The organism is Paenibacillus sp. FSL H8-0079 (genome assembly GCF_037991315.1).
In the GTDB taxonomy this organism is placed as follows: domain Bacteria; phylum Bacillota; class Bacilli; order Paenibacillales; family Paenibacillaceae; genus Paenibacillus.
Window position 1 is genome coordinate 4,266,874 of sequence record NZ_CP150300.1, and the last position, 25,535, is coordinate 4,292,408.

The window sequence follows — 25,535 nt, forward strand, 5'->3', positions numbered from 1 at the left end:
GCCTCCAGTTAAATGTATTGCAATAAAGCAGCTAGTGTAGTTCGCCGCAGATTTCGCCAAACCATGGTTTTTTACTTTATTAGTCCAGATCATCCCCATCATACACATCTTCCTGGTAGTCCATGAGCCTGATTAACTTAATATCGGAATCTTCCACGTCAACATACAGTAGTCCTTCACAGCCAGGGTATAACAACAGATAGTTGAGGAAGCGATCCCTTAGCGCAGGTCCAGTCAATTCAAGCGGTTGTCTGCGACGCGATGTCTTGACCAGGTATCTGAGATCCTCACGTTCTGCAACATAATCGATAAATAATCTGCTGTAAAATACGGATTCGTTGGTCTCAAAAGCCAAGGGGACTTTCATTTTGCCACCGATGACTTCGTAACCCTGAGCTTCAAGCAAATCCAATGCAGGGGAATCCTTAATCTTCACGTTCAGTTGCATTCCAGACAAGCTTACCGGCATCGGTCGGTTCACCCAATTACGTAAGCCGAAGAACAGCCACAAGATCAAACAGACAGCAAGTACACCTATAACGATTGTGTCATATTGTCCATCCATTATCGCTCACCTCGAAGACATATTCGAGGTTCAGTAACGATTTCCCTTTACACTAATCATCTTTCCAGCGAAAAGAAACCCATCTTATGATGAGTTTCCCGTAAATGTATGAGCCGCTTCCTTCGCAACTTGCTCCGCAAGTGCATCAAGTGAAGCTGGATCGTTCTCTGGTTGTGTTGCATCTGGTTCTTCCAGACGCCAATGTGCGAGAAATTCTATATTACCTTCTCCACCGGTTATGGGGGAAAAAGTTAAACTCTGCAGATGCAAACCAAGTTGACTCGCAAAATGGAGCATCGTCTGCAATACATCCTTGTGTACCTTCGTATCACGTACCACACCGGATTTGCCTACTTTTTCACGCCCTGCCTCAAATTGAGGTTTAATCAAAGCTACGATATCTGCAGGTTGTTTCAAAAGGGCCAAGAGTGGCGGCAATATGATTCGCAATGAAATGAACGACACATCAATGCTGGCAAAGTTCGGCACAGGTCCCGTCAGATCTTCAGGAGTCACATAGCGAAAATTGGTTCTTTCCATAACAGTAACCCGCTCATCATTACGCAAAGACCAGTCAAGCTGATTATAGCCCACATCAATAGCGTAAACGTGAGACGCACCATGCTGTAGTGCACAATCCGTAAAACCACCGGTGGATGAACCGATGTCGAGCATGACAAGTCCATTCATATCAAGGGCGAAATGACGGATCGCTTTTTCGAGCTTCAATCCGCCTCTGCCGACATAGGGATGTACCGAGCCTTTAACTTTCAGCTCGGCTTCCCTTGGAATTTTCATACCCGCCTTTTCGATCGGCTCATTATTGGCATACACCAGTCCAGCCATGATCGCTGCTTTAGCCTTCTCACGACTTTCATAAAAGCCCTGCTCAACCAGCAGAACATCAATTCGTTCTTTCGGGAGTGACATGTATTTCTCCTATCATGTAAATTTACGAAGGAAAACGTGTTTTGGGTATGCCGTAAGAAGATTGAACGGCCATGTTGCGCAGTTCAGCACATACATTCTCAACGGTAAGACCCACTTCCTCACGTTGTTCCTTGATACTGCCATGCTCGATGAAGCGATCCGGAATCCCCATCAGTTTTACATGTACATCATGCAATCCCTGTTCTGCGTAGAACTCCAGAACCGCACTGCCCATGCTACCCGCTTGAGAAGCTTCTTCAAGTACAATCAATTTGGTGCCTCGAACAGCCAAATCACGCAGCATTTGCTCATCCAAAGGTTTGAGGAAGCGAGCGTTGATTACGCCTGCTGTAATGCCTTCCCGCTTCGCCATCTCTGCTGCTTCTTCTGCAAGCTGCACCATTGATCCTGAAGCGATAACAGCATATCCTTCGGATGGACGCAACTGCTCCCATGTTCCAATTGGTATCGGAACAAGCACATCATCCAGAGGTACCCCCACCACATTGTTTCGTGGATAACGGTAAGCAATTGGACCTTCATTATAATCAAGCGCCGTTTTCATCATATGACGCAATTCATTTTCGTCTTTTGGCATCATCAGAACGATATTTGGAATATGGCGCATAAATGCCACATCGTATACCCCTTGATGTGTTTCCCCATCTGGACCAACAAACCCGGCACGGTCAATGGCAAACATCACGTTGGCGTTATGACGACAAATATCATGTACAATCTGATCATATGCACGTTGCATAAAAGTAGAATACACGGCAAAGACCGGCTTCAAGCCTTCCATAGCCAGTGCAGCACACATGGTCGCCGCATGCTGTTCTGCGATACCCACGTCAATCATGCGATCCGGAAATTCCTTACTAAAAGGAATGAGACCTGATCCCGTAGGCATTGCCGGCGTTACAGCTACGATCCGCTTATCCTGCTTCGCAAGATCAATCAGCGTTTGACCGAACACTTCCGTGTACATCGGTTTCCCCACTGCCTTCAACACTTGACCGGATTCAATTTTGTACGGAGAGATTCCGTGCCACTTGTGCGAATCGGCTTCTGCTGGCTGATAACCTTTGCCTTTGGTTGTAAGCACATGAACGAGCACAGGACCATCCACGTTATCCGCCTGTTTGAAGGTTTCAATCAATTTGGGAATATCATGCCCATCAATCGGTCCCAAATACGTGAAGCCCAGTTCTTCAAAAAGAACACCTGGTACCATCATATATTTGACACTGTCTTTGATCCAGCTTGCCGATTTGGCCAAACGGTCCCCAATAGCAGGGATTTTTTTGAGCATGCCCTCGACATCATCTTTCGCTTTCAGATAATGACGATCCGAACGAATCTTGCTCAAATATTTATGCATAGCCCCAACGTTTGGGGCTATGGACATTTCATTATCATTCAGAATAACCATCAGTTTTCTCTGCTCATGACCAATATGATTGAGGGCTTCAAATGCCATACCACCTGTAAGCGCTCCATCACCAATCATCGCGATGACTTGATTATCTTCACCCTTCAGATCACGCGCAAGGGCCATCCCCATCGCAGCGGACAGTGATGTACTGCTGTGTCCAGCTTCCCATACATCATGTTCACTTTCGTTGCGTTTGACAAACCCGCACAGGCCATTATGTTGACGCAATGTATCAAAGCGATCCATACGCCCTGTCAGGACTTTGTGCACATAAGCCTGATGCCCTACATCGAAAATCATTTTGTCTGCTGGACTGTTATAGCAGTAATGCAGGGCTACCGTGAGCTCAACCACTCCTAAGTTGGGTGCGAGATGCCCCCCTGTAACGGACAGTTTCTCAATCAGAAACTGCCGGATCTCTGCCGACAATAGCGCAAGATCATCCTGAGACATCGACTTTAGATCACTGGGTTGTTTAATTTGTGGAAGCAGCACGAGAATCTCCCCGCTTTCCTAGATTGTTTGATTGTTGTTGTAAATCCATATATACATTATGAATCAAATGACATTAAATCATTATAACATAAAAGAACAAGAATCATAATTTACTGCACTATACTCCCGATAACGAGCATTTTCGCCAGCAAGTTATATAGAATCCTTCTCCATATGTATTTCCGCATCCACTCGGAACAGACTTTTTCCATCCACTCAGAAAAAGGACATTACATTCATTACACGGTTATACAGGTTTTGAAACAGCGCGCACCGTCAGAATCTAATGGTCTCGACTCATCAGATAATCCGCAATTTCCATTAATCTGGATGCATCAGGTAACTCGGCTCTTTCAAGCGCATCTTTTGCAGATTGAGTAAGGGTTTTTACCTCAGCTACAGAAGCTTCCATGCCAATAAAATAAGGATATGTTACCTTCTGCTGATTCACATCGCTCTGTGTTTTCTTACCCATCTTCTGCTCGTCGCCCGTCAGGTCGAGAATATCATCCTGAATCTGGAACGCCAGCCCCAGATCACGGCCGAACACACGCAGTGCTTCCAACTGTCCTTCTGTTGCTCCACCAATTCGTGCTCCAGCAATGAGGGAGAAAACAATCAGATCACCCGTTTTGTGCAAATGAATATATTGGAGCTGTGAAAGATCGGTCATGCCTTGCTCGCCTTCCATATCAGCAACTTGGCCGCCGACCATCCCTCTTGCTCCAGCAAGTTCGGACATGTCCTCTACGATGGACAGCAACGCATCTGCCGTCACACCACTGCGGCGACCCGCTTGAACAATGCTATAAAAAGCATGAGTTAGCAACGCATCTCCCGCCAATATGGCAGTTGCTTCACCATATACCTTGTGATTCGTTAATTTTCCCCTGCGGTAATCATCATTATCCATAGCAGGCAGGTCGTCGTGGATCAGTGAATAGGTATGAACCATCTCCACGGCGCAGGCTACCGGCATTGCAGCTGTACGCTGTGCACCGAAGGCTTCCGCCGCAGCAACGACCAGAAGAGGACGAAGGCGTTTGCCTCCGGCCATAAGTGAGTACTGCATCGCATCCGTCAGCGATTGGGGTACATCCCAGTGATCGGGAAGAGTGTGTTTCAACTCTTCTGTCACCTCAGCTGTGATCTCCTCCAGGTATGCTTGAAACGAAGGACGATTACTCATGGATTTCACCGCTCTCATCGTCAGCAGTTCCGAAGGGCTTCTTGCGAAGCTCTCCATCTTCTTCTACGATCATCTCGATCTTGCGTTCCACTTGTTCCAGCTTCAGACCGCAAAGTTGCGAAAGTTTCATCCCGCGTTGAAACAGATCAATGGCCTGTTCCAACGGAACATCACCATGCTCAAGCTGACCTACGATGTCTTCCAATGCCGCCATTGCCTCTTCAAAATTCAATTCCGGTTCATTCGCCATGGGTATTGTCGTCCTCCTTCATTCCCCAAACCTGACAGTCCAGCTGTCCGTCTGTTAATTTAATCTTAATTGAATCTCCAGGCTGTACATCCTTCGTAGACTTGATCAATCGCTGTTCCTGCTCATCATAGACAAGGCTGTATCCACGTGACATGACTTTAAGCGGGCTAAGCGCATCCAGATGCCGCACAGATGATTTCCACTGTTGCTGCTTCGATCTGGTTATGGACCTGATCGCAAGTTCCAGTTGTCTGCGTGCTGCCGCATTTTCACGGCGTGCTGCATTGACTTGATCACGAGGATTGAATCGTTGCAGCGCGGCCCGCAGACGTTCCTGCTTCTCTCCCGTCCATTTCATACGTGTATCCACTGTTCTCAAAAGCCGTTGGTGCATCATATCCAGTCGTTCCGTATGCTGCATCAAGGTACGTCTTGGATGAACAAGCACTGGCGAACGCTGTAATCTCGCGAGCCGTTCACGATTATGAACAGCACGCTGACGCAAGCTGTGCTGTAATTGGCGCTGACGTTGTGCAATCTGATCGAGCAACTCAGCTCGATTGGGTACAGCCAGTTCAGCAGCTGCTGTAGGTGTAGCCGCACGCAAATCCGCCGCAAAATCAGCAATGGTGAAGTCCGTTTCGTGCCCAACCGCAGAAATGACAGGAATATCCGAAGCGACGATTGCTCTTGCCACAATCTCCTCATTGAAAGCCCACAACTCCTCCAGTGAACCGCCTCCGCGTCCAACGATAAGTACATCGGCTTCTCCCATCCGGTTCAGGTTGCCAATCGCTTTGACAATGGAAGGTGCTGCACCCTTGCCTTGAACCAGAACAGGATATAAAACAACTTTGGCAGAAGGGTACCTGCGCTGGAGTGTGATCATGATATCCCGCACTGCCGCTCCCGTCGGTGAAGTTACAACCCCGATGGTCTGTGGATAACGTGGGATCTGTCTTTTTCGCGAAGGTGAAAATAACCCTTCATCCTCGAGCTTTTTCTTCAGCTGTTCGTAAGCCAGATACAGACTCCCAATCCCGTCCGGTTGCATATGGGTAGCGTAGAATTGATACTGCCCATCCCGTTCATACACCGAGACATTACCACGAGCAATAACCCTTGCACCCTCCTTCGGTACAAAGGGTAATCGCTGGTTATGGGATGCGAACATAATCGACTTAATCCGGCTGTCCTTATCCTTCAATGTAAAATACATATGGCCGCTGGAGTGATGTGTGAAATTCGAAATCTCCCCGCGCAGCCAGACGTCCGACAGGACCTGATCCGATTCCAGTTTCATTCGAATGTATCGGTTCAGGTCTTTGATGGAGTAGATCTTTTGATCTGCCACAGACAAAACCCTAGGCCAATCCGTGAGCGCGCTTGGCAGCGATCAATGTATTTTGCATCAGCATTGTGATTGTCATCGGACCAACACCGCCAGGAACGGGTGTAATTGGACCAGAAACTTCTTTCACACTCTCGAAATCAACGTCTCCTGCCAGTTTGCCATTATCCAAACGGTTCATGCCGACATCGATAACAACAGCACCTGGTTTCACAAAATCAGCATCCACAAAATTAGCACGGCCGATGGCTACAACTAAAATGTCCGCCTGACGTGTAATTTCTTTCATGTTGGCTGTACGGGAATGACACATGGTTACCGTCGCATTCTCACGTTGGAGCAACAGCGATACCGGTTTGCCAACGATGTTGCTTCTACCGATAACCACTGCATGTTTACCGGACATTTCCAGTCCAGTACGTTTGATCAGTTCAATTACACCCGCTGGGGTACATGGAAGCAGACTATCGTCTCCAATTACGAGATTACCAACATTGACTGGATGGAATCCGTCTACGTCTTTATCCACGGCAATCGCATCAATAACCGCTTTCTCTTCGATGTGTTTAGGTAGTGGAAGTTGAACCAAAATTCCGTTAATGGATTGTTGATTGTTCAGCTTGTCCACCAGCGCAAGCAGATCTTCTTGGGACGTATCTGCATCCAAGCGATGCACTTCGGAGTAGAAACCGAGGTCGTGACATGCTTTTTCTTTATTACGCACATATACTTGGGATGCCGGATCTTCCCCGACGAGCACAACAGCCAGACCAGGTACTACCCCCTGTTCGCTAAGCTGTTTTACTTCTGTTGTCATGCTTGCGCGGATCTCTTGGGATACTTCTTTACCGTTAATAATAGATGCTGTCATTGTACTCTCTCTCCCTTATGTGAATATAAATTTAGAGGTTGTTCAAAAAGCCCGCTTTTGATTACGAAGGATACTGAAAACCGGTCTTTTTGAACACACACTATAATTAATCATAACTTAAGATAATTTTGCTTTAATCGCGTCAACTTCCTGAATCATGCGTCCAAGTACACCATTGACGAATTTACCGGATTCTTCTGTACCAAAATATTTGGACAGTTCAATCGCTTCATTGACCGATACCTTTGCCGGGATGTCATCACGGAATACCATTTCATACGTGGACAGTCGTAGAATCTGGCGATCTACACGTGACAGACGGCTGATCTGCCAACCTTTCAAATAATCCACGAGCAGCCCGTCAATGGCTTCCTTATTGTTCCAGGCTCCTTGTACAATCTCAGTAACATAAGTACGCATTACATCTGCATCGCGGATAACCACTTCGGTTTCGTTATCTTCAGCAGCTTCATTGATTAACATGTTTACAGCTTCTGCTGCACCTACCTCATTCATTTCCATCTGATACAGACTTTGTACTGCAATTTCCCTTGCCAAACGTCTTTTCATGTCCTGCCTCCTGCAGCGCTCCGTCTGGAGCGTCATCATGCTTATTTTAAAATCATGCAACCATCACATCATATCCTGTGTCGGATAGATCAATGGCTTCCATGGTATTGTTATTGTTATCCCTTTTCACAAAAAAACCTGCAATACGTTTCCTCCAAAAAACGGGCAACCTAAACTACAGCTCTATTTTCGGAAGAAACATATTGCAGGGTTCAGGTAGGTCACTTAAACGGACGCCAGCGATCGCCAAGCCATTGTCCCCACTCCCTCCAGGGAATGGACGAACCCAACTTCGAATCGCTTCGTCTGCCTAACGTATAACCAATGAACACCAAGAGTGCAAAGAACAACATATCCCAAAAACCGATCCATACATAAAGAAATCCAAAAAAGATGCCGCCGATAATTCCGGTAATTCGGCCTCTGTGACTATCCCAAATCTCTTTCCACAGCATCAGTGAAACTCACCTCATTCCACTCGACTCTTGTAGTTAGGCGACTGGGTTACATTAGCGATATACACCGTGACAAAAGATACCGGGATGCCCGTAATCTCTTGCACATGATCATGAATCGCCTTTTGCAGATCAGAAGTCAGCGCAGGAATAGGTGTCTCACCATCCACTACCGCACGGATCATAATCTCCAGTCCTGACTCAACCACCCGTATGCGTGCCTTGACATCACGTACTCCCCGGAAACGGGAAGTCGCCTTCAAACAGAGATTCTCAATCGTCTCCATCGAAATCTGTACATCACCAAACTCAGTACGTTGATCCACAGACGGCAACGATGCACGCTCACGCCGAACCGAGATGTAGAAAAATCGCAAACTCAGGATAAACAAAATCGCTGCTGCAATAACCGACGCAACAATAACGTTTTGTTCCTGCTGGTAATTCAATTCGTAAGGCAGCACACCGCTGATCAGAAGAATGACGGCTGCCGATATTGCTCCAACGCTTATGCTGTATATAAACAACAGAAGCCGATCCAGTATTTTAGCCACGAACTGCACAGCCTCCCTTGCTCACTAACATTACTTAACCTGTTCACTAGCAAAAAATCAGATCCTCATCTAGCTTTCGCTATAATGAAGACCTGTCCAAGACGGGATAACCCCCGGCAGATGATGCCGGGGGAATCTGTCTTCTTTTATTTTACGCGCTGACTGTTCAGGTCGATCTCTTCCACTTTCTCGGTGCTCTTGAACTGAACGTCATGAATGTGCACATTCACTTCATTCACATTCAAGCCTGTCATGTTCTCGATGGAACGTTTCACGTTCTGTTGAATCTCTGTAGCCACCTGTGGCAGACGGTATCCGTACTCGATAATTACGGAAACATCAACTGCAGCTTCACGTTGGCCTACTTCAACTTTAACGCCTTTGGAAAGGTTTTTGCGACCAAGCAATTCAGCAAATCCGCCAGCGAATCCGCCACTCATGCCTGCAACACCTTTCACTTCAAGGGTCGCCAATCCAGCAATCACTTCAATAACTTCAGGTGCGATCTGGATTTCACCGATATCCGTTCGTTCAAATTCAGTCGGTAGTGTACTCATAACTGTTCAACACACCTTTCGCGAGATAAGTTTGCGGCCATCCGTCAGGGCGCTGGACTCAGGTCAATCGACCTTCAGAACCCTTCCGGTCCGGCTTTACCGGAACTCCTGCAAACATCCGCGAGGTGCGGGCTTATCCTTTGCAGGAGACATGCGCTCTTATTATTCATACTATATCATTTGGGCTACATTATGACAAACAAGCCCAATATACCTTTTAAATCTCGTTTTCCTCAAGGAATTTGATATCAAAGTCCCCACGAATGAACGTTGGGTGCTCCAGCAATTTTTGATGGAAAGGGATTGTTGTGGATATGCCTTCAATGGCAAATTCCCCAAGCGCACGCTTCATCTTGGCAATCGCCTCTTCACGATTCGCTCCCCACACAATCAATTTTGCAATCATGGAGTCATAGAAAGGTGAAATGGTATAACCCGGATAAGCAGCACTATCTACACGGACGCCCGGTCCTCCAGGTGCAAGGTAGAATCCGATTTTGCCTGGTGATGGCATGAAGTTACGATCCGGATCTTCTGCATTGATACGACATTCTATGGACCAGCCATTGATAACCACGTCTTCCTGACGGAATGAAAGTGGGTTGCCTTCAGCTACCGAGATCATCTCACGAATCAGATCCACGCCAGTAACCATCTCGGTTACCGGATGCTCTACCTGAATACGCGTATTCATCTCCATGAAATAGAACTCGCCATTCGGGCTAAGCAGGAACTCCAATGTACCCGCTCCCGAGTAATCCACGGCAAGGGCTGCCCGTACCGCAGCTTCCCCCATCAGTGTACGCACATCTTCAGAGAGAATTGGACACGGAGCTTCTTCTACCAATTTCTGGCGACGACGCTGAACCGAGCAATCACGCTCTCCCAGATGAGCTGCATTTCCGTGTTTATCAGCAATGATCTGGATTTCCACATGTTTCATGCCTGTCAGGAATTTCTCCAGATATACACCTGCATTGCCAAATGCCTTTTGTGCTTCCTGCTGAGCAGCTGTAATCTGCTTAATCAGCGTTTCTTCATCTTCGGCAATACGAATTCCCTTACCTCCGCCACCAGCAGTAGCTTTAATAATGATAGGATATCCGATATCTCTAGCAATCATGATGGCTTCATCCATATTTTCAACGAGGCCGTCTGATCCAGGAATAACAGGTACTCCTGCATCTTTCATCGTTTGTTTGGCAACAGCCTTGTCTCCCATTTTGGTAATGGCTTCAGGTGAAGGCCCGATGAATGTAATGTTGCAGGAACCACAGATTTCTGCAAAATCAGCATTCTCAGCCAAAAAACCATATCCAGGGTGGATTGCATCACATTCCGTCAGTGTGGCTACACTCATCAGGTTGGTGAAGTTCAGGTAACTGTCCTTGGACAGTGTCGGTCCGATACAGTAAGCCTCATCTGCAAGACGAACATGCAGAGAATCCTTATCCGCTTCTGAATAGACAGCTACCGTTGAGATGCCGATTTCGCGGCAGGCACGAATAATACGTACCGCAATCTCTCCACGGTTCGCAATCAGTATTTTTTGAAATTTCATTTCGTTTTGTCCTCCTTCGAAGCTCATGCGGTTAGCTGTTAACCAGCTATAACGGTTATTCCGGTTTCACCAGGAAAAGGGGCTGCCCATACTCGACCAGCTGTCCGTTCTCAACCAGCACTTCAACGATTTCTCCCTTGATGTCAGCATCAAGCTCGTTCATCAGCTTCATGGCTTCGATGATACATACCGTTGTTTTTTCAACAACTTTATCACCTGCGCTCACAAAAGGACCCGCTTCCGGCGAGGAAGCTCTGTAAAAAGTACCTACCATCGGAGATACAATTTTATGTAAATGACTTGTAGTATCGACCTGCGGTGCAGCTTCACTTACCACTGCTGCCGGCTGTACTTGCGGAGCAGCAATCATTTGCGGTTGCACAGCAGCTGCTTGAACATACTCCGTTTTGCCCGGTTTGCGGATCGATAACCGTGATCCTTCATTTTCAATTTCCAACTCTTGAACGGAACTTTCATCTACCAGTTTGATCAGTTCTTTGATCTCACTCAATTTAAACATTTCCATTATTCACTCCTTCGGCATCATGCCAGTCTCACTAGGACGGTCATATGGCTTTATGTATTATATCATAATCGTTAAAAATGGAAAGAGCCCGAGAGTACAACCAGCTCCCGGGACTGCATTTCCATGATTTGAATTACTGTTCTGTAACGTATTGAACACTGATTTTATTCTGGGAAACAGCCAATTCTTTCATCACCAGATCCACAATGGATACCGCCTGTTTTACATCCAGTTTGTCACTGAGGACCACGACTTTATACTTGTCGGCATCTTCTTGAACGATCGCATTAGCGAACTGTTGAGAGAGTGTCTCCTCAATGCCAGTGATTTTAGCTTCTTTTTCTTCCAGTGTACGGAGTTGCTCCGTTGCTTTCGCATTCTCCTCTGGCGTTTTGCTCAGATCACCTGCCACAGTCATCAGTTCCTCATACTTACGATTGTTGCTTTCCTCACGTTGCCACTGGTAGTTCTGGAACTGGCTGCTCGCAGATGCTGTCGTATTCTGCTCTTCCATTTCCTTGAGGACTTCCTCGTCCGTCTTCGTTGCAGTGCCTTCTGTCTGACCTTCCGTCTCTGGTGTGGTTGCTGCACCTTTGTCGGTTGCTTTGTCAGCTTCTTTTCCTGCTTCACCCTTATTCTCGCCTGGTTCGACAGCAGGTGTTTTCTCTGTATTTCCAGTTTCTTTACCTTCCGTAGCCACCGGATCTTCAGCAGTGCCAGCCGCACTTGGATCACTTTCAACTTCGCCGCTATTCACCACTTCATTCACAACCAAACCTTCTGTAGGATCAAGAATGCCTGCTGTCTCCTTTGCTTCCCCTTGCTTGATTCCATCAACTTGCTGACTATCAGCCACCGGCGCATTGACTGGACCAGAATCCTCAGTGAACAGATAATACGCGGACAAAATGACCATCAGACTCAGCATGGAAACGAGCCATACCGTTTGACGTTTGTTATTCATTAGAACTTCCTCCTCAAATTGGCTTCAATCTATGAGAATTGAATCTTGTGATTCAACTAACCAAATTAGTCTTGTTTGCGCGGTACAACCGAGATTCGGTAGGCTGCCACATTCAGTCCTTTTTCCACAGCATCGGTTATCAGGTCCTTTACAACCTTGTTCTCTGCACCTCTCGCAACCACAAGCACACCACGGATCTGCGGTTTGAGCTTTTTGGTCACTATCGGTGTCTGATCCCCTGATATTTCGTACGTAATAATCTCGCCATCGCGGGTATATTGCGTCATATGTCGCTTGCCCCCGTTAGCATCCGTTTCTTCGGTAAGTTGCTGAGAATCCTTCACATTCCGCTGAACGACCAGTTCCTCTGTGGAATCCACGGTAACCATTACATCGACCGTTCCCACACCAACAATGTTTTCCAGCACACCTTTGATTTTGTCCTCAAATGCCATTTCGATTGCCTGAAAAGGGTTCTGATCCATCGGATCACTCTGTATGGATGCCATGGATGTTGCCGGGTCCGGTGGTTCCCGACCGATATTTTCGGAATCAATTTTTTTGACATTGACGAAGGAATTGAACAGCATGATTCCCACCCCGATCAAACCGAGGATAATCAGCCAACGAAAGGTTTGGCTCCGCCTTGCCCCGCCTTCTCCGCCACCCATCCAGGTTTCCATCTTTTTGAACCATTGTTTCATCGGACACCCTCCTTCTCAGAGCACTTCAGCACTTTTCGGTTCTTTCACTTGAACTTTGTTCGCATCAACATCCCACTTTTCAGTCAACAATGTAATAATCTGCACCGCATGTTCAGACCTTGCGGATGTCTCACCTTGCTGCTTCGTCTCATCCGCCTGATCTCGTATAACGGGTTCGGAAGACGCTTCATTTCCATCATGTTGACTTTTACTCACATCAACCTGTACATCAGGCACTTCTATCTGACCAATCTGGATGGGCTGCTGTGTTTGCTGCGATTCATTCTTCTCTGACTCTGTATCTGTTCCGAATATGGGCTGTGTATTTGCAACAACTTCTTGCTGGCTTGATTTCACTTCTCCTCCTGCATTCTCTCCCGCCATCTCGACCACTACACGCTGGATCACAGGTAATTCGACTGACGAGGCGGCTTCCATTTCCGTTTCATATTTACTCATTGCCAGCTGTACCTCTACGGACCGAACCTTCGCTCCTGTTGTTTCTTCAATCTGGCCTTTCATGACATTAGCCAGTTCTTTAGCTGTCCATTGCAGCGATTGTTCCTGTTCGCCCGCTTGCAGTCGCTTACCCTGAGCCAGAATCTGTTCGAGCGTTGCATTTCCATCCGAGGGAGCATCCATTGCCGTCATTGCTCGTTTCAGTTCCCCAACCGGATCACTTCTGAGCAGCTTTGTTATCGGTGATAAAAGGGTTAGCAGAATGAGAAGGCTCAGCACAAGCTTCACATAACGTTCCATGGATCGATTGGGCAACAACATATCCACGAACGTCGCCAGTAGAACGATCATAATCAATTCCTGGAGCCAGTTGCTCAGCCACCCCATCCTTTCCATCCCCTTTCTTGACAACATACATTCAGCGCATCATTACAGTCAGATTCCCCGCAGTCAGCAGGATGGTGATCGCCAAGAAAAACATCAGCCCGACGGCTGCCAGCGCCGCAAATACGTAGATCATGCTCTTGCCAATGGCCTGCAGACATCCTACGATCGGGGTGTCTCCGAGCGGTTGCATAATGGCACCAGTAACGTTGTATATCAGGGCAAGAGCCAGGATCTTGAGTGCCGGAAAGGCACATAGAAACAGAATGATGATCACTCCAGTGAGTCCAATTGCATTTTTGACAAGTAAAGAAGCTGTAATTACCGTATCCGTCGCATCCGCAAATGTTCTGCCTACAACTGGGACAAAGTTGCCTGCGATGTATTTGGCGGCCTTCAGGCTGACTCCATCCGCTACGGAGCCCGATGCTCCCTGAACCGAGATTACGCCCAGAAACATCGTCAGCAAGATACCCAGCAGCGCCACGCTAATATTGCGCAGGAGGTCTGCCAGCTGTGTCAGCTTGTACTTGTCAGATAATGAACTGACGAGATGCAGTACAGCTGAGAAAAAGAGTAGCGGGAATACCAGCATGTGAATCAATGTACTCACCAGATGGATCATGAAAATGATGAGTGGATGAGTCACAGAGACGGTGATGACGTTACCCATGGACGCGAGCAGTGTGAATAACAAGGGAACCATCGCCATCATGAAGTTGATCATGCCCGTTATGGCATCCTTGGCGTATCCTATCGCCACACTGAAGCTGTTGATCGCAATGATGATGATGACCATATAACAGATGGAATAGGCAATTTTGCTAATATTATTTTTCTCAAATGCGGTCTGAAGGGTCTCCAGAATCATGCTCAGTACGCTTAACATCACAATTGTGACCAGAAGCTTGCCGTTATATAAAATTTCATGCAGCATGAAGGTTCCTATGGCTACAAATACCGATTTCAGGCTGAACCCTTCATTGCCGGGGATTAACATATCCATGAAGGAAGGGGTCTTCCCATCCGGGAAGAAACCACCGTATTGTTGCATCAGTTGATCCCAGTATTTCTCCACCTGATCCTTGGGAAGCTGATCGGCCTGCTGCTCCATCCACTCACCGGAAGGCGAGGTTGCAGTAACCTGTCCCAGGATACCAAACAGAAAACAGAGCATCAGCACAACCGTAAGGCGCCACTGCGGCTTATGATGCATTGATTTCATATGAAGTCCGCACGCCCTTTCTACACCGGCATCAGCTTCATGACGGTTTCGATAATAATGCTGATGATCGGTATAGCAAGTACAAGGATCAGTACCTTACCAGCCAGTTCGATTTTGGAAGCAATGCTTTCCTGGCCTGCATCCCTTACAATCTGTGCACCAAATTCAGCAATGTACGCTATGCCAATAATTTTCAGCACCGTTTTCAGATAAATACTCTCCATGCCTGAATTCTCAGCAAGCCGCTTCAACACCTCGATGACTGCACCGATCTTGCCAATCAACAACATGAAGATGACGATGCCAGTCGCGGCAGCAATCAGAAAGGCAAACATCGGCTTCTGTTCCTTAATGACCAGAATGAGCACTGTTGCGATGAGCGCCAAACCTACAACTTGTATAATTTCCACAGGTCACCACCATCCGGCTTCATGACCGTTTTTCATTGAAAAAGAAATATCGATTTGATCTCTTGTAGCAGGCTGTCCAGCATCCGGACCACCATGAACAAAACAACGACAAATCCGATTACGGTCACCCAGTGAGCCATATCTTCCTTTCCCATTTGTTTCAGTACCGTGTGAATCATGGCAATAATGATTCCGATACCCGCAATTTGAAAGATTGCGTTCACTTCTAGATTCATGACCTTGGCACCTCACTATCCCGGCTATTTCAGAAGATCAGAATGACGATTAACGCTCCGACAAGCATCCCGAGGCTTCGGCTCATTCGTTCATATTTCATTTGATCGGCCTGGGCCCGGGATTCCTCATGCATTAGTTGTTGAATGGCTAACGATATATGTTTGGTCTGATCCTGACGGTCACTTGTGCCAAGGCTGAAGCTTAATTGCAGCATCACTTCCCGCTCGTCAGCCTTCATGGCCGATCTTCCCCAAGCCAGATCTACACCGGACTGCAGACTTTCCCGGGCAGTGAGTCCATGAGGAGGTTCCATCTGTGTGGCTGCATGAAGGAAAAGCGTCTTTACAGGTTCTTTGGTCTGTGCTCCCATCTTGCCCATGGCATCGGGAAGGGGAGTGAGCCCATAATTAATCTCTGTCATTAGTCGCTGGAGGGCTGCAATGAGTTCTCGCAACTGTCTCGGTCTTAATGCATATTGTCTGGCCTTGTAAAAACCGGCGAGGGTGCTGGCTAGCAGAATGATTACCGCACCAAACATGTTAACCAAAGGCTTCACCTCCTGCCCCGGTCTGCTGCAACACACGCATTTTGCCATCAGCCAGCCGAAAGGTCATGCCTCGGCTCGTCCGTTGCAGTTGTACATACCGTTGAAACATCTGCTCCGCAATTAAGGTTCTGAGCGCGGGTCTGGCCGACAGCTCCGACAGGTCACGGCCATGAGCAGTCGCGATCACAGAGACGCCTGCATGCAGGGCTTCCATTACCGCCTCAGCATCCTCCGGACGACCAATCTCGTCCACAATCAGGACATCGGGCGACATGGAGCGGAGCATCATCATCATGCCCTCAGCCTTCGGACAACCGTCCATCACATCTGTTCTTGGGCCCACGTCGAATCCAGGTACTCCTTTGTAGCTACCGGCGATTTCGGACCTTTCATCCACAATGCCCACTTTCAGACGCGGACGTATTCCCTGAAGCAGTTCACTGCCCCCCGTAAGCTTCGTCGTACCACTGCTAATCTGTCTCGCCAGATCTCGCAGCAACGTCGTTTTTCCCTGTTGAGGCGGTGAAAGGATCAATGTATGGAAGACCTGTCCGCTCTTCATATCGAGAAGATAAGGAAGGATACGATCAGCCACTCCATGTACCTCACGTGCTACCCGAACGTTAAATCCGTTGATGTCGCGTAGGTATTCTACACGTCCACCGCTTAGTACGGTTCGGCCAGCAAGTCCAATTCGATGTCCCCCGGGTATGGTGATGAACCCTTTACGCAGTTCCTCTTCCAATGTATAAAGTGAATGGTTACTGATCAGATCCAGCAACCTATGCGTCACTTCTTTCTGAGGAACATATGCTTCTTCCGGGTTCCCTGTCGGGCTACCTTGAGGTGTCAGGAAGTGGTATGTGTTGCCTGCATTTATCTCCAGGGGTCTGCCTTCACGAATACGTACTTCCTCCACTTGGTCCAATAGAGCGGGTGGCATTCTTCCGAGAATGGTGCGGATCGGTTCCGGAAAAAGTTCCTTCCAGTTCACCTTCATGAGTAGGCTCCTCCAACCTTGAGATCATATGGTTCACGCTTCTGGCGCTTGTTCATATCTCAAGTTTATGCCTGTACATTTAATTTATGACGCTGAAATCTATCATTTCTTCAGAATACGGATGAGAGTTGAAACCATAGATCAACCTCCTGCTCTAGGCACCCGTCTAGATGTGCATGCATATGGTAATTGCAGATAGGTAAGTTCCATTCCCGTTCAAATAGAACTACCGATCCCCAGATACAGAAAGGAGTTGTGGGGAGTGCGAGTTGATGTCGTAGGCAATGTGAATGAGTTACGCACCATTGATGTTGCAGGGCGTAGTGCGGTTGTCATTGATGTATTATGTACGACCAGTACAATTGTTACAGCCCTGGCATATGACGCTGCGGCTGTGATTGCCGTAGAGACGGTTCCACAAGCCAAGCAAATGGAAATGAAAGATTGCATTCGGGGCGGGGAGCGTTTTGACAAAAAAATTACTGGATTCGAGGTGGGTAATTCCCCCTATGAATATATGACTGAAGACATTGCAGATAAAACCATCATATTAACTACAACCGATGGGACCCGGGCCTTGATCAAAGCTTCCAAGGCGAAACATGTACTCGCTGGATCATTTCTGAATGTGCAGGCTGTCGCAACAGTTCTATGCGAGCTGCAAAGAGATGTATTGCTGTTGTGTGCGGGGACACAGGATGAATTTGCACTGGAGGATGGCTTATGTGCTGGATGTATTATCGAAGAGCTACACCGACAATCCTATTCTCCCATTCAATTGAACGATCTCGGTATTGTACTTCATCAGGCGATATCCCAATGCCAGGACAGCATCCCGGATATGATGAGAATATCATCTGGTGGGCGAAGGCTTGAAAAGTTAGGCAGGGTTCATGATATTTCGTATTGCTCTCAGTTAAATCTGCTGGATTGTGTTCCCTTGATGGGAGAAGGGAACCGTATGGCGCCTTATCGTGGGATACGCGGGGAGAAGATATTCAAGTTGCTGTGAGAATGGCTATGAGAAAAACAAAAAGGTGCACTGCTGCCCGTTGGCAACAGTACACCTTTGCTAATTTAAATACACAGAAAATACTTATCTGCGATCTTGAGGTCCGCCAATAACGGCTTGCTCAGCAGTGTCAAGATCATATGCTGTATGCAATGCCTTAATGACGTCATGCAGCTTATCTCCGTCAATGACACAAGATACTTTGATCTCGGAAGTACTCACCATCTTGATGCTCACGCCCTCAGCAGAAATGACTTTGAACATCTTGGCAGCTACACCTGGGTGACTAACCATGCCTGCGCCAACAATGGAGATTTTAACGAGGTTCTCTTCAGATGTGACTTCACGGTAAGGCAAGCGGCTGTGAAGGCCTTCAATGACACGCAATGCGTCCTCACGATCAGACAGAGCAACAGAGAACGAGAAGTCCGCTTTGCCATCCATCACTCCGCTCTGAACGATAATGTCCACATCCAGCTGATTGGATGCAAGCGCACCAAATACTTCAGCCAGAACTCCTGGTACATCCGGCACACCCAAAATACTGATGCGAGCCACATTTTTGTCATAGGCAATACCACTAACCACTACGCCTTGTTCCATTGCTGCTTCCTCCTTCACAACCGTTCCTTCATTATGGTTAAAGCTGGATCTTACAATTAAAGGTACACCGGAATGCTTCGCGTACTCTACTGCACGCGGATGCAGCACCGCTGCTCCCAAATTAGCGAGTTCCAGCATTTCGTCATACGATATTTCCTTCAACTTACGCGCAACCTTAACGATCCGCGGGTCTGTAGAATAGATTCCATCTACATCCGTATAGATCTCGCACGCATCCGCCTTAATGGCTGCGGCCAGCGCGACAGCTGTTGTATCCGAACCACCACGACCCAGTGTTGTGATCTCGCCGTCTTCCGTCATGCCCTGGAAGCCTGCAACAATAACAATGTTGCCTTCAGCAAGCGCTGCATTCACACGGTCGGGATGAATATCATGAATACGTGCTTTTCCGTGAACCGGCTCTGTGCGGAATCCCGCTTGCCAGCCCGTAAACGATACTGCCTTACGTCCAAGCGCTTGAATAGCCATCGATAACAAAGAAATCGAAATCTGTTCTCCTGTCGTTAAGAGCATATCCATCTCACGAGCAGGCAGTTCACTATTCAATTGTTTTGCCTGATCAATCAAATCATCTGTTGTATCCCCCATGGCCGAAACCACGACTACACATCGATGTCCTTCATCAGCTTTTTCTACAACACGTCCGGCTACACGCTTCATGCGTTCAGTATCTCCGACCGAGCTGCCCCCAAATTTCATGACGTACAATGACAACGCAAATCCACTCCCTACCTTGTGCAGTATGCATAATTGATGTCCATCGTCATTATTCTCTACGAGAAATGACTTTAACCCAGTATATTACGAAAGCGACTGATAGGCTAATCTTTTTTCGAAAAAACCCTCTGCCAAAGGAATGGCAAAGGGTTGTTAATAACCTTTTTTAGCTTACAGACTGTGAAAGTTACGCACGGGAAGAGTATTTACCTTCACGTGTATCGATCAGGAGAACATCACCTTCGTTAATGAACAAAGGAACTTGTACGTTCAAACCTGTTTCCACTTTTGCATTTTTGGTAGCGCCTTGTGCAGTGTTACCTTTAACGCTTGGCTCAGTCTCGATAACTTTCAACTCAACGCTTGTTGGCAAGTCGATTCCGAGGATTTCACCTTGGTAGCTAACGATCTTAACGACCATGTTTTCTTTCAGGAAGTTCAATTCCCATTCCAGTTGATCACTAGTCAATGTGAACTGATCATATGTTTCGTTATCCATGAACGTGTGCTCTGTACCACTTGCATACAGGTAGGATACGCCACGGTTTTCGATGATAGCACGACCAATCGTTTCGCCTGCACGGAATGTTTTTTCAACGGTGTTACCGTTACGCAGGTTTTTCAATTTGGAACGTACGAAGGCAGCGCCTTTACCTGGTTTAACGTGTTGGAAATCAAGCACGGTATAGATATCGTTATCTACTTGCACGGTCAAGCCTGTTTTAAAATCGTTTACTGAAATCACAAAAAATCCCTCCTGATATGGTTGAAAAGTAGGTGATATAAGACGATGGGTTAATGTAAAGGTGGGTTCATTCTGAATTGATGACCATGTGCAAACGTGACCGTTACGGGTTCGGATCGTTCCTCCGATCGCTGTTGTCTCCTCATTTTCCCGACTAGATTTTAATAAGGTTTAAAATGAGGAGACAAAGGCGAGCGCTTCGCTTCTTCAGAATCGATTCCGCTCCCTTCACTACTTTTGCAATGGTCCATAACAATCAGAAATAACCCGTACCTTTATATTAAAGATCGTCTTATATCCCTGTGGCTGTAATTTAGCCGATTACGGTGAACTTCTTGTCCGACTTCGTGAGAATATGAATACCCGTCTCGGTAATCACTACGTCATCCTCGATACGCACGCCGCCAAGCCCATCAATATATATACCCGGTTCAACGGTAACAACCATCCCCGGTTTCAATACATCGTCGCTAAGCTTGGACAAGCGAGGAGCTTCATGAACTTCCATACCTAGACCGTGGCCTGTGCTATGTCCGAACTGATCTCCATATCCGTGACCTGCAATGATATCACGAGCCAGTGCATCTGCTTCCCGTCCGGTCATACCCGGTTTCAGGTTCTCCAGCGTATGTAACTGAGCTTCCAGTACAATGTCATAAATTTTGCGCAGTTCAGGTACAGGTGTGCCTGTTGCAATGGTACGTGTCAGATCTGAACAGTATCCGTCCAAAAGTGCACCGAAGTCAAATGTAATTAACTCATTTTGCCCGATGACCTTGCTGCTCGCTACACCGTGAGGCATAGCGGAACGTTCACCAGATGCTACAATCGTGTCGAACGAAGAGGACGTTGCTCCATGTTTGCGCATGAAGAACTCCATCTCCAGATCCACTTCACGCTCCGTCATACCTGGTTTTGCAAACTGCAAAACGTGGCTGAACGTGGCATCCGCCAGATCTGCTGCTCTCTGCATGACTGCGATCTCATCTTCATCCTTGAACATGCGAAGTTGTTCCACGATTCCGGATACAGCTTTCAGTTCAATAGACTGAAGTGCTTCAGCATAAGCGGAATGTGTGCCGAATGTGACACTATCCTGCTCGAAGCCCACTTCTTTGATATTCGCGGATGCAAGCAGTTCGCGCACCGTATCCATCGGCTTAGCTCCATGCTCGACAACAGTAAATCCTTTGGCTTGCTGAGGCGCTTGTGACATGTAACGGAAATCTGTCAGCAAGAATGCATCCTGTTCCGTAATCAGCACATATCCCGCCGAGCCTGTAAAGCCCGTCATATAACGACGGTTAATCGGGTTTGTAATCAGCATTGCTGCGAGTTCACGCTCACGCATGGCTTCACGCAACTTATTTACTCGTTTGTTTTCCATCGGTAACCCTTCTTTCTCTCACATTCCCGGGTTCCCGGCTCAGGTTTGTTTGTCCAGATGACGCACAAGAGCCAGCAATCCCAGTTCATAGCTTACTTCGCCAAATCCGGCAATCTGCCCGATTGTTTCCGCTGCAATCACTGAATGATGTCTGAACGCTTCGCGTGCATGAATGTTGGATAGATGTACTTCCACTGTAGGGACTTTAACAGCATTGATTGCATCACGTATAGCATAGCTATAATGGGTAAATGCTCCGGCATTCAGTATGATTCCGTCTGCCTCACCCATCGCTGCATGAATGCGGTCAATGATGTCCCCTTCATGGTTCGATTGATAAAAAGCGATGGAGACGCCAAGTTCATCAGCCTGTCTGCGAATTTTGTCCTCAATATCCTTCAGACTAAGCGTTCCATAGATGCCCGGTTCACGTACACCAAGCATGTTCAGGTTCGGACCATTGATCACAATAATTCGTTTCATCGCTGCTCCACCCTCTCTGCAAATAACCATCTGCTATTTTAACACAGGCATTGCCGGATTGAGAAGCTTTTTTGCGCTATGCCCCCGCTTGCTCTGGCTCGCGTTTGCGTTCGTCCGTGTACTCCATGGCTACCGTGTAACCAATGAACAGCCCCCATAGCAAAAAGAAACAGAGTTCTGTGATGATCGAATCCCACGTTAAACCGTTCAAAGGCTTCATCATCCCCAGTTTTGGTCCTACCAGTATAAAGAGAATCAGCCACCAGACGATTCCATACACCATGCCGGGTAATGGCCCTTTCAGTTTTCTAATCGTGAACGTGTAGAGCAAGGATGCCAAGATGGAAAAGACGATAAAAAACAGCCAGCCTGTCAAATGCCCAGCTGCGGTATATATATATTCATGTTTGAAAAAAGGTTCGGCCAGAAATCCCACCGGCACAATTGTAAAATGTAGCAGATAGAATAGCCAATGTAGCCCACCCCAGATAAAACCGGCAAAGAAGCCAAGCTCTAACGCAAAGGAAAATGGCTTGGTGTAGTAGTGTGCTTGACCTTGCCTCTGGGTAGCGCGTCTGCCTTTGTCTTTTTGCTGCCGTTCTTTCGGACGTTGACCTTCATCTTGTGATGTATCTTCATGCTTACGCTCTGTCATCGATATTCTCCTTCATTCAGTTGATAATCCCGCATTATGCCTCGAATTTCCGCTCCGATTCTACGAGGTAGTATGTTCAAAACAGGACAATCTTAACAACATCCTTCAAGGTTTGACTCACAAACTAGAAATTGCTCTTAAAATTCGATACAATAGGGTTATTAAACTGCCTTTGATCGCGAAGGCTTAGAACAGAATAGGAAGGTGAATAATTTGCCTCAACAATCCAAGCCTGTCAGCTATGGGGGGCAAGCTGTCATTGAAGGCGTAATGTTCGGTGGGAAACATGTCAACGTTACAGCTGTTCGTAGAAAAGACGGCGAAATTACGTATCTGGAAGTTCCCAAGCAAGACAAGTCCTGGGTCACAAAATTGCGGCGGATTCCTTTATTACGCGGAATTGTCAGCATTATAGATTCAAGTGTCAAAGGTAGCAGACATCTCAATTATTCTGCTGACGCCTATGCTGATGATGAACTGGAACCGGAAGAGAAAGCCAAGCAAAAAGAGAAAGAAGGTTCGGGCTGGAGCCTTAGCATGATCATCGGTGTAACTGCCGTAGCTATCCTTTCATTCCTTTTTGGTAAAGTTGTGCTGACATTGCTTCCTGTTGTTATCGAGAATTTTCTATTTAAAAATGCATTCGACAATCAGTTTTTGCATAATTTACTGGAAGGCGGCATTAAGCTGATCCTGTTACTCGCCTATCTGTGGTTAATTTCACAGACGCCGATGATCAAACGTCTCTTCCAGTATCATGGAGCGGAACACAAGGTGATCAGCGCACATGAGGCTGGCGAAGAATTGACACCCGAGAATGTGCAAAAGTACAGCCGACTGCACTACCGTTGTGGAAGCAGCTTTATTATGTTGACTGTCATTATTGGGGTGTTTCTCTACTCCCTCTTCACGTACGATAACCTCTGGGAACGGATGGGTCAGCGTTTGCTATTGTTGCCTGTTGTACTGGGCATTTCTTTTGAACTGTTAAAGCTCACGAATTCAGTACGTGATATTCCTGTACTGCGTTATCTCGGATACCCGGGATTGTGGCTGCAATTGCTGACAACAAAAGAACCGACTAATGAACAGGTAGAAGTATCCATTGCTTCGTTTAATCGTATGCGTGAGTTGGATGCCAAGCTCGCCAATGTCTCTGCTACATCAGAAGTACCTGTTGCAACACTCGATCCTGTGAAAGGGTGAATGATATGAACAAGCAGGCAATCTTATTTTGGACGTTCATCGCACTAGCTGCTGTTGGAGTCTTGACTTGGTTGGGGAGCGCTAGCCCATCCAGGATCATTATTCCACTGGTCGTGTTCGGAGCTGTATTCCTGCTGTATAAGTATCCGCCTCGTCGCTGGGCACGCAAAGCCAAATCACCGAAGATTAAGCCATCGGCACGTACCATGGCGAAAGTCAATGCACAGTCCAGTGCCAGAAAGAGCAGCGGCTCTTCTAAGAAACGCAAGGATTATCCTTTCCAAGTGATTCAGGGACAAAAAGGTAAAAGCGATGAAGATGTACCTAAATTTCACTAAAAGTTATTGAACATACAAAAAAGCAATTCTCTCAATACGCGGAGAATTGCTTTTTTCACGTTTATACAGGGATCAGAGGTGGGGCTTCCCCCTGTTTCTTGCGCAGTTCTTTTCTTTGTTTGTCCAGCTGATCATCATACATTTTCGTATTCCATCCATTGAAAAATTCAGTTCCTGCGGTAGCTCCTGATCGATATAAAGCTGTGCTGTCCTGTACCGATAAATGAAACTGCGTCGGTTTAATCCCAAGCGTTGGTATCTTCACTGTACGAAACCGGTTAATCTGTTCGATATAGCGCTCATCATGAGCGGTCAGCATCGTCTCCACAAGAGCCTGAAGCATGCTTAGCGGTCCTTTAATCCGGGCAGGTTCCACTTCCGTCTTACCCACCATCTTGAATCCGACAACCGGAATAACATCTCCCCATCGTTCCGAACGATCCCCATCGAAGAGCCACAACGGAAAATTGCTAAGCAACCCACCATCTACGACATATACGAACTGATCTTGAAAAGCTAGACCTTTGGAGAATACCGGCGATTTGCGTATCACGACCGGATCGAAAAAATACGGAATACTGCAACTCATACGTACCGCTTTCGCAACATCCAGCTTGGAAGGATCAATGCCGAATCGCCGAATATCGTCCGGCAGCACCAGAATGGTCCCATTGGATATATCTGATGCGGTAATGAGCAGCTTGCCTTGCGGCAAGTCAGCAAACGTGCGAATCCCTTTCTGCTCCAGCATCTTGCGAATCCATGATTCTAGGGCTTCCCCCGAATACAAACCTTTTTTCAAGAACAGCCTCGCTGCGGGTCCGATCCATCGGGTATTAAATATGGGGGAACGACGCAGCAATGAAGCAAACGGCGTATTCTCAATGATGACTTTCATCTCTTCGGCCCGGTAACCGGCCGCTAGCAGGGCTGCTACAATGGAACCGGATGATGTGCCTGCTACTCGATTAAACTGAATGCCGCAGTCTTGAGCACCCTGTACAGCACCCGCAAGCGAGATTCCTTTGACGCCTCCACCTTCAAACACCGCGTTAATTAACACAACAAAACCCCCGTTCTCCAGGCAGCCACGTTTCTACTGCCACTCTATGAGAACAAGAGTTTGTCT

Annotated in this window: 30 protein-coding genes; 3 read left to right on the forward strand and 27 right to left on the reverse strand. The window is 47.2% G+C overall.

The window, feature by feature from the left end; genetic code table 11:
- Positions 1-79: 79 nt before the first annotated feature.
- From MHI06_RS19035 to spoIIIAA, 21 genes are all read right to left on the reverse strand, one after another.
- A complete protein-coding gene (locus tag MHI06_RS19035) occupies positions 80-565 on the reverse strand; it encodes a hypothetical protein (protein ID WP_340398758.1) in 486 nt (161 codons plus the stop codon).
- A gap of 84 nt (positions 566-649) precedes the next feature.
- Positions 650-1,495, reverse strand: a complete 846-nt coding sequence (locus MHI06_RS19040) for a TlyA family RNA methyltransferase (RefSeq protein ID WP_340398759.1) — start codon at positions 1,493-1,495, stop codon at positions 650-652.
- A gap of 22 nt (positions 1,496-1,517) precedes the next feature.
- Positions 1,518-3,425, reverse strand: a complete 1,908-nt coding sequence (gene dxs / locus MHI06_RS19045; protein WP_340398760.1) for a 1-deoxy-D-xylulose-5-phosphate synthase — start codon at positions 3,423-3,425, stop codon at positions 1,518-1,520.
- Between the two features lie 283 nt (positions 3,426-3,708).
- Positions 3,709-4,632 (reverse strand): polyprenyl synthetase family protein, encoded by a 924-nt coding sequence (locus tag MHI06_RS19050; RefSeq protein WP_340398761.1) that lies wholly within the window; start codon positions 4,630-4,632, stop codon positions 3,709-3,711.
- The gene (gene xseB, locus MHI06_RS19055; RefSeq protein ID WP_169482008.1) at positions 4,607-4,864 is read right to left on the reverse strand and encodes an exodeoxyribonuclease VII small subunit; all 258 of its coding nucleotides are present in this window, start codon (positions 4,862-4,864) and stop codon (positions 4,607-4,609) included. Before xseB ends, MHI06_RS19050 begins: the two co-directional genes overlap by 26 nt.
- On the reverse strand, positions 4,854-6,218 hold the full coding sequence (gene xseA, locus MHI06_RS19060) for an exodeoxyribonuclease VII large subunit (RefSeq protein ID WP_169482007.1): 1,365 nt from the start codon (positions 6,216-6,218) through the stop codon (positions 4,854-4,856). Before xseA ends, xseB begins: the two co-directional genes overlap by 11 nt.
- A 10-nt stretch (positions 6,219-6,228) precedes the next feature.
- Positions 6,229-7,086 (reverse strand): bifunctional methylenetetrahydrofolate dehydrogenase/methenyltetrahydrofolate cyclohydrolase FolD, encoded by an 858-nt coding sequence (gene folD / locus MHI06_RS19065; RefSeq protein ID WP_036675001.1) that lies wholly within the window; start codon positions 7,084-7,086, stop codon positions 6,229-6,231.
- Positions 7,087-7,203: 117 nt separating this feature from the next.
- Positions 7,204-7,656 (reverse strand): transcription antitermination factor NusB, encoded by a 453-nt coding sequence (gene nusB / locus MHI06_RS19070; protein WP_017687596.1) that lies wholly within the window; start codon positions 7,654-7,656, stop codon positions 7,204-7,206.
- 221 nt (positions 7,657-7,877) lie between these two features.
- Positions 7,878-8,111, reverse strand: a complete 234-nt coding sequence (locus tag MHI06_RS19075) for a DUF2273 domain-containing protein (protein WP_017687595.1) — start codon at positions 8,109-8,111, stop codon at positions 7,878-7,880.
- Positions 8,112-8,125: 14 nt separating this feature from the next.
- Complete coding sequence (gene amaP, locus MHI06_RS19080) at positions 8,126-8,665, reverse strand: alkaline shock response membrane anchor protein AmaP (protein ID WP_017687594.1); 540 nt, start codon at positions 8,663-8,665, stop codon at positions 8,126-8,128.
- 146 nt (positions 8,666-8,811) lie between these two features.
- Complete coding sequence (locus tag MHI06_RS19085) at positions 8,812-9,222, reverse strand: Asp23/Gls24 family envelope stress response protein (RefSeq protein ID WP_017687593.1); 411 nt, start codon at positions 9,220-9,222, stop codon at positions 8,812-8,814.
- Between the two features lie 217 nt (positions 9,223-9,439).
- Positions 9,440-10,783 (reverse strand): acetyl-CoA carboxylase biotin carboxylase subunit, encoded by a 1,344-nt coding sequence (accC, locus tag MHI06_RS19090; RefSeq protein WP_091018133.1) that lies wholly within the window; start codon positions 10,781-10,783, stop codon positions 9,440-9,442.
- A gap of 55 nt (positions 10,784-10,838) precedes the next feature.
- Positions 10,839-11,303, reverse strand: a complete 465-nt coding sequence (accB, locus tag MHI06_RS19095; RefSeq protein WP_036614903.1) for an acetyl-CoA carboxylase biotin carboxyl carrier protein — start codon at positions 11,301-11,303, stop codon at positions 10,839-10,841.
- Positions 11,304-11,442: 139 nt separating this feature from the next.
- On the reverse strand, positions 11,443-12,273 hold the full coding sequence (locus MHI06_RS19100) for a SpoIIIAH-like family protein (protein WP_340398762.1): 831 nt from the start codon (positions 12,271-12,273) through the stop codon (positions 11,443-11,445).
- Between the two features lie 65 nt (positions 12,274-12,338).
- Positions 12,339-12,977, reverse strand: coding sequence for a stage III sporulation protein AG (gene spoIIIAG, locus MHI06_RS19105; protein ID WP_169482003.1), 639 nt, complete (start codon positions 12,975-12,977; stop codon positions 12,339-12,341).
- Between the two features lie 15 nt (positions 12,978-12,992).
- Complete coding sequence (gene spoIIIAF / locus MHI06_RS19110; RefSeq protein WP_340398763.1) at positions 12,993-13,823, reverse strand: stage III sporulation protein AF; 831 nt, start codon at positions 13,821-13,823, stop codon at positions 12,993-12,995.
- Positions 13,824-13,854: 31 nt separating this feature from the next.
- Positions 13,855-15,045: a stage III sporulation protein AE gene (spoIIIAE, locus tag MHI06_RS19115; protein WP_169482001.1), complete on the reverse strand. Its 1,191-nt coding sequence runs from the start codon at positions 15,043-15,045 to the stop codon at positions 13,855-13,857.
- 20 nt (positions 15,046-15,065) lie between these two features.
- Complete coding sequence (gene spoIIIAD / locus MHI06_RS19120) at positions 15,066-15,455, reverse strand: stage III sporulation protein AD (RefSeq protein ID WP_017687586.1); 390 nt, start codon at positions 15,453-15,455, stop codon at positions 15,066-15,068.
- 32 nt (positions 15,456-15,487) lie between these two features.
- Entirely contained in the window at positions 15,488-15,691 is a 204-nt protein-coding gene (gene spoIIIAC / locus MHI06_RS19125; protein WP_017687585.1) for a stage III sporulation protein AC, read from the reverse strand.
- 29 nt (positions 15,692-15,720) lie between these two features.
- Positions 15,721-16,239, reverse strand: coding sequence for a stage III sporulation protein SpoIIIAB (spoIIIAB, locus tag MHI06_RS19130; protein ID WP_211083536.1), 519 nt, complete (start codon positions 16,237-16,239; stop codon positions 15,721-15,723).
- Positions 16,232-17,239 carry a stage III sporulation protein AA gene (gene spoIIIAA, locus MHI06_RS19135; protein ID WP_340398764.1) on the reverse strand — a complete coding sequence of 336 codons (1,008 nt, stop codon included), beginning with the start codon at positions 17,237-17,239 and terminating at the stop codon, positions 16,232-16,234. The genes spoIIIAB and spoIIIAA overlap by 8 nt, the downstream gene beginning before the upstream one ends.
- A gap of 262 nt (positions 17,240-17,501) precedes the next feature.
- On the opposite strand from spoIIIAA, the gene MHI06_RS19140 reads away from it, so the two are divergent.
- Positions 17,502-18,251: a 2-phosphosulfolactate phosphatase gene (locus MHI06_RS19140; protein ID WP_169481998.1), complete on the forward strand. Its 750-nt coding sequence runs from the start codon at positions 17,502-17,504 to the stop codon at positions 18,249-18,251.
- Positions 18,252-18,335: 84 nt separating this feature from the next.
- Here the strand turns inward: MHI06_RS19140 and MHI06_RS19145 are convergent, their stop codons facing one another.
- The 5 genes from MHI06_RS19145 to MHI06_RS19165 form a co-directional block, all read right to left on the reverse strand.
- Positions 18,336-19,589, reverse strand: coding sequence for an aspartate kinase (locus MHI06_RS19145; RefSeq protein ID WP_169481997.1), 1,254 nt, complete (start codon positions 19,587-19,589; stop codon positions 18,336-18,338).
- A 190-nt stretch (positions 19,590-19,779) separates the two neighbouring features.
- A complete protein-coding gene (gene efp, locus MHI06_RS19150; RefSeq protein ID WP_017687580.1) occupies positions 19,780-20,337 on the reverse strand; it encodes an elongation factor P in 558 nt (185 codons plus the stop codon).
- Between the two features lie 313 nt (positions 20,338-20,650).
- Positions 20,651-21,724: a Xaa-Pro peptidase family protein gene (locus MHI06_RS19155; protein WP_340398765.1), complete on the reverse strand. Its 1,074-nt coding sequence runs from the start codon at positions 21,722-21,724 to the stop codon at positions 20,651-20,653.
- A gap of 39 nt (positions 21,725-21,763) precedes the next feature.
- Positions 21,764-22,207, reverse strand: coding sequence for a type II 3-dehydroquinate dehydratase (gene aroQ, locus MHI06_RS19160; protein WP_062835278.1), 444 nt, complete (start codon positions 22,205-22,207; stop codon positions 21,764-21,766).
- Between the two features lie 76 nt (positions 22,208-22,283).
- Complete coding sequence (locus MHI06_RS19165) at positions 22,284-22,862, reverse strand: YqhR family membrane protein (protein ID WP_340398766.1); 579 nt, start codon at positions 22,860-22,862, stop codon at positions 22,284-22,286.
- Between the two features lie 213 nt (positions 22,863-23,075).
- On the opposite strand from MHI06_RS19165, the gene MHI06_RS19170 reads away from it, so the two are divergent.
- Both MHI06_RS19170 and MHI06_RS19175 read left to right on the forward strand, forming a co-directional pair.
- Complete coding sequence (locus MHI06_RS19170) at positions 23,076-24,068, forward strand: DUF1385 domain-containing protein (protein ID WP_062835280.1); 993 nt, start codon at positions 23,076-23,078, stop codon at positions 24,066-24,068.
- A gap of 5 nt (positions 24,069-24,073) precedes the next feature.
- A complete protein-coding gene (locus MHI06_RS19175; protein ID WP_264927756.1) occupies positions 24,074-24,406 on the forward strand; it encodes a hypothetical protein in 333 nt (110 codons plus the stop codon).
- Positions 24,407-24,467: 61 nt separating this feature from the next.
- Here the strand turns inward: MHI06_RS19175 and MHI06_RS19180 are convergent, their stop codons facing one another.
- Entirely contained in the window at positions 24,468-25,469 is a 1,002-nt protein-coding gene (locus MHI06_RS19180) for a patatin-like phospholipase family protein (RefSeq protein WP_340398767.1), read from the reverse strand.
- Positions 25,470-25,535 lie beyond the last annotated feature (66 nt).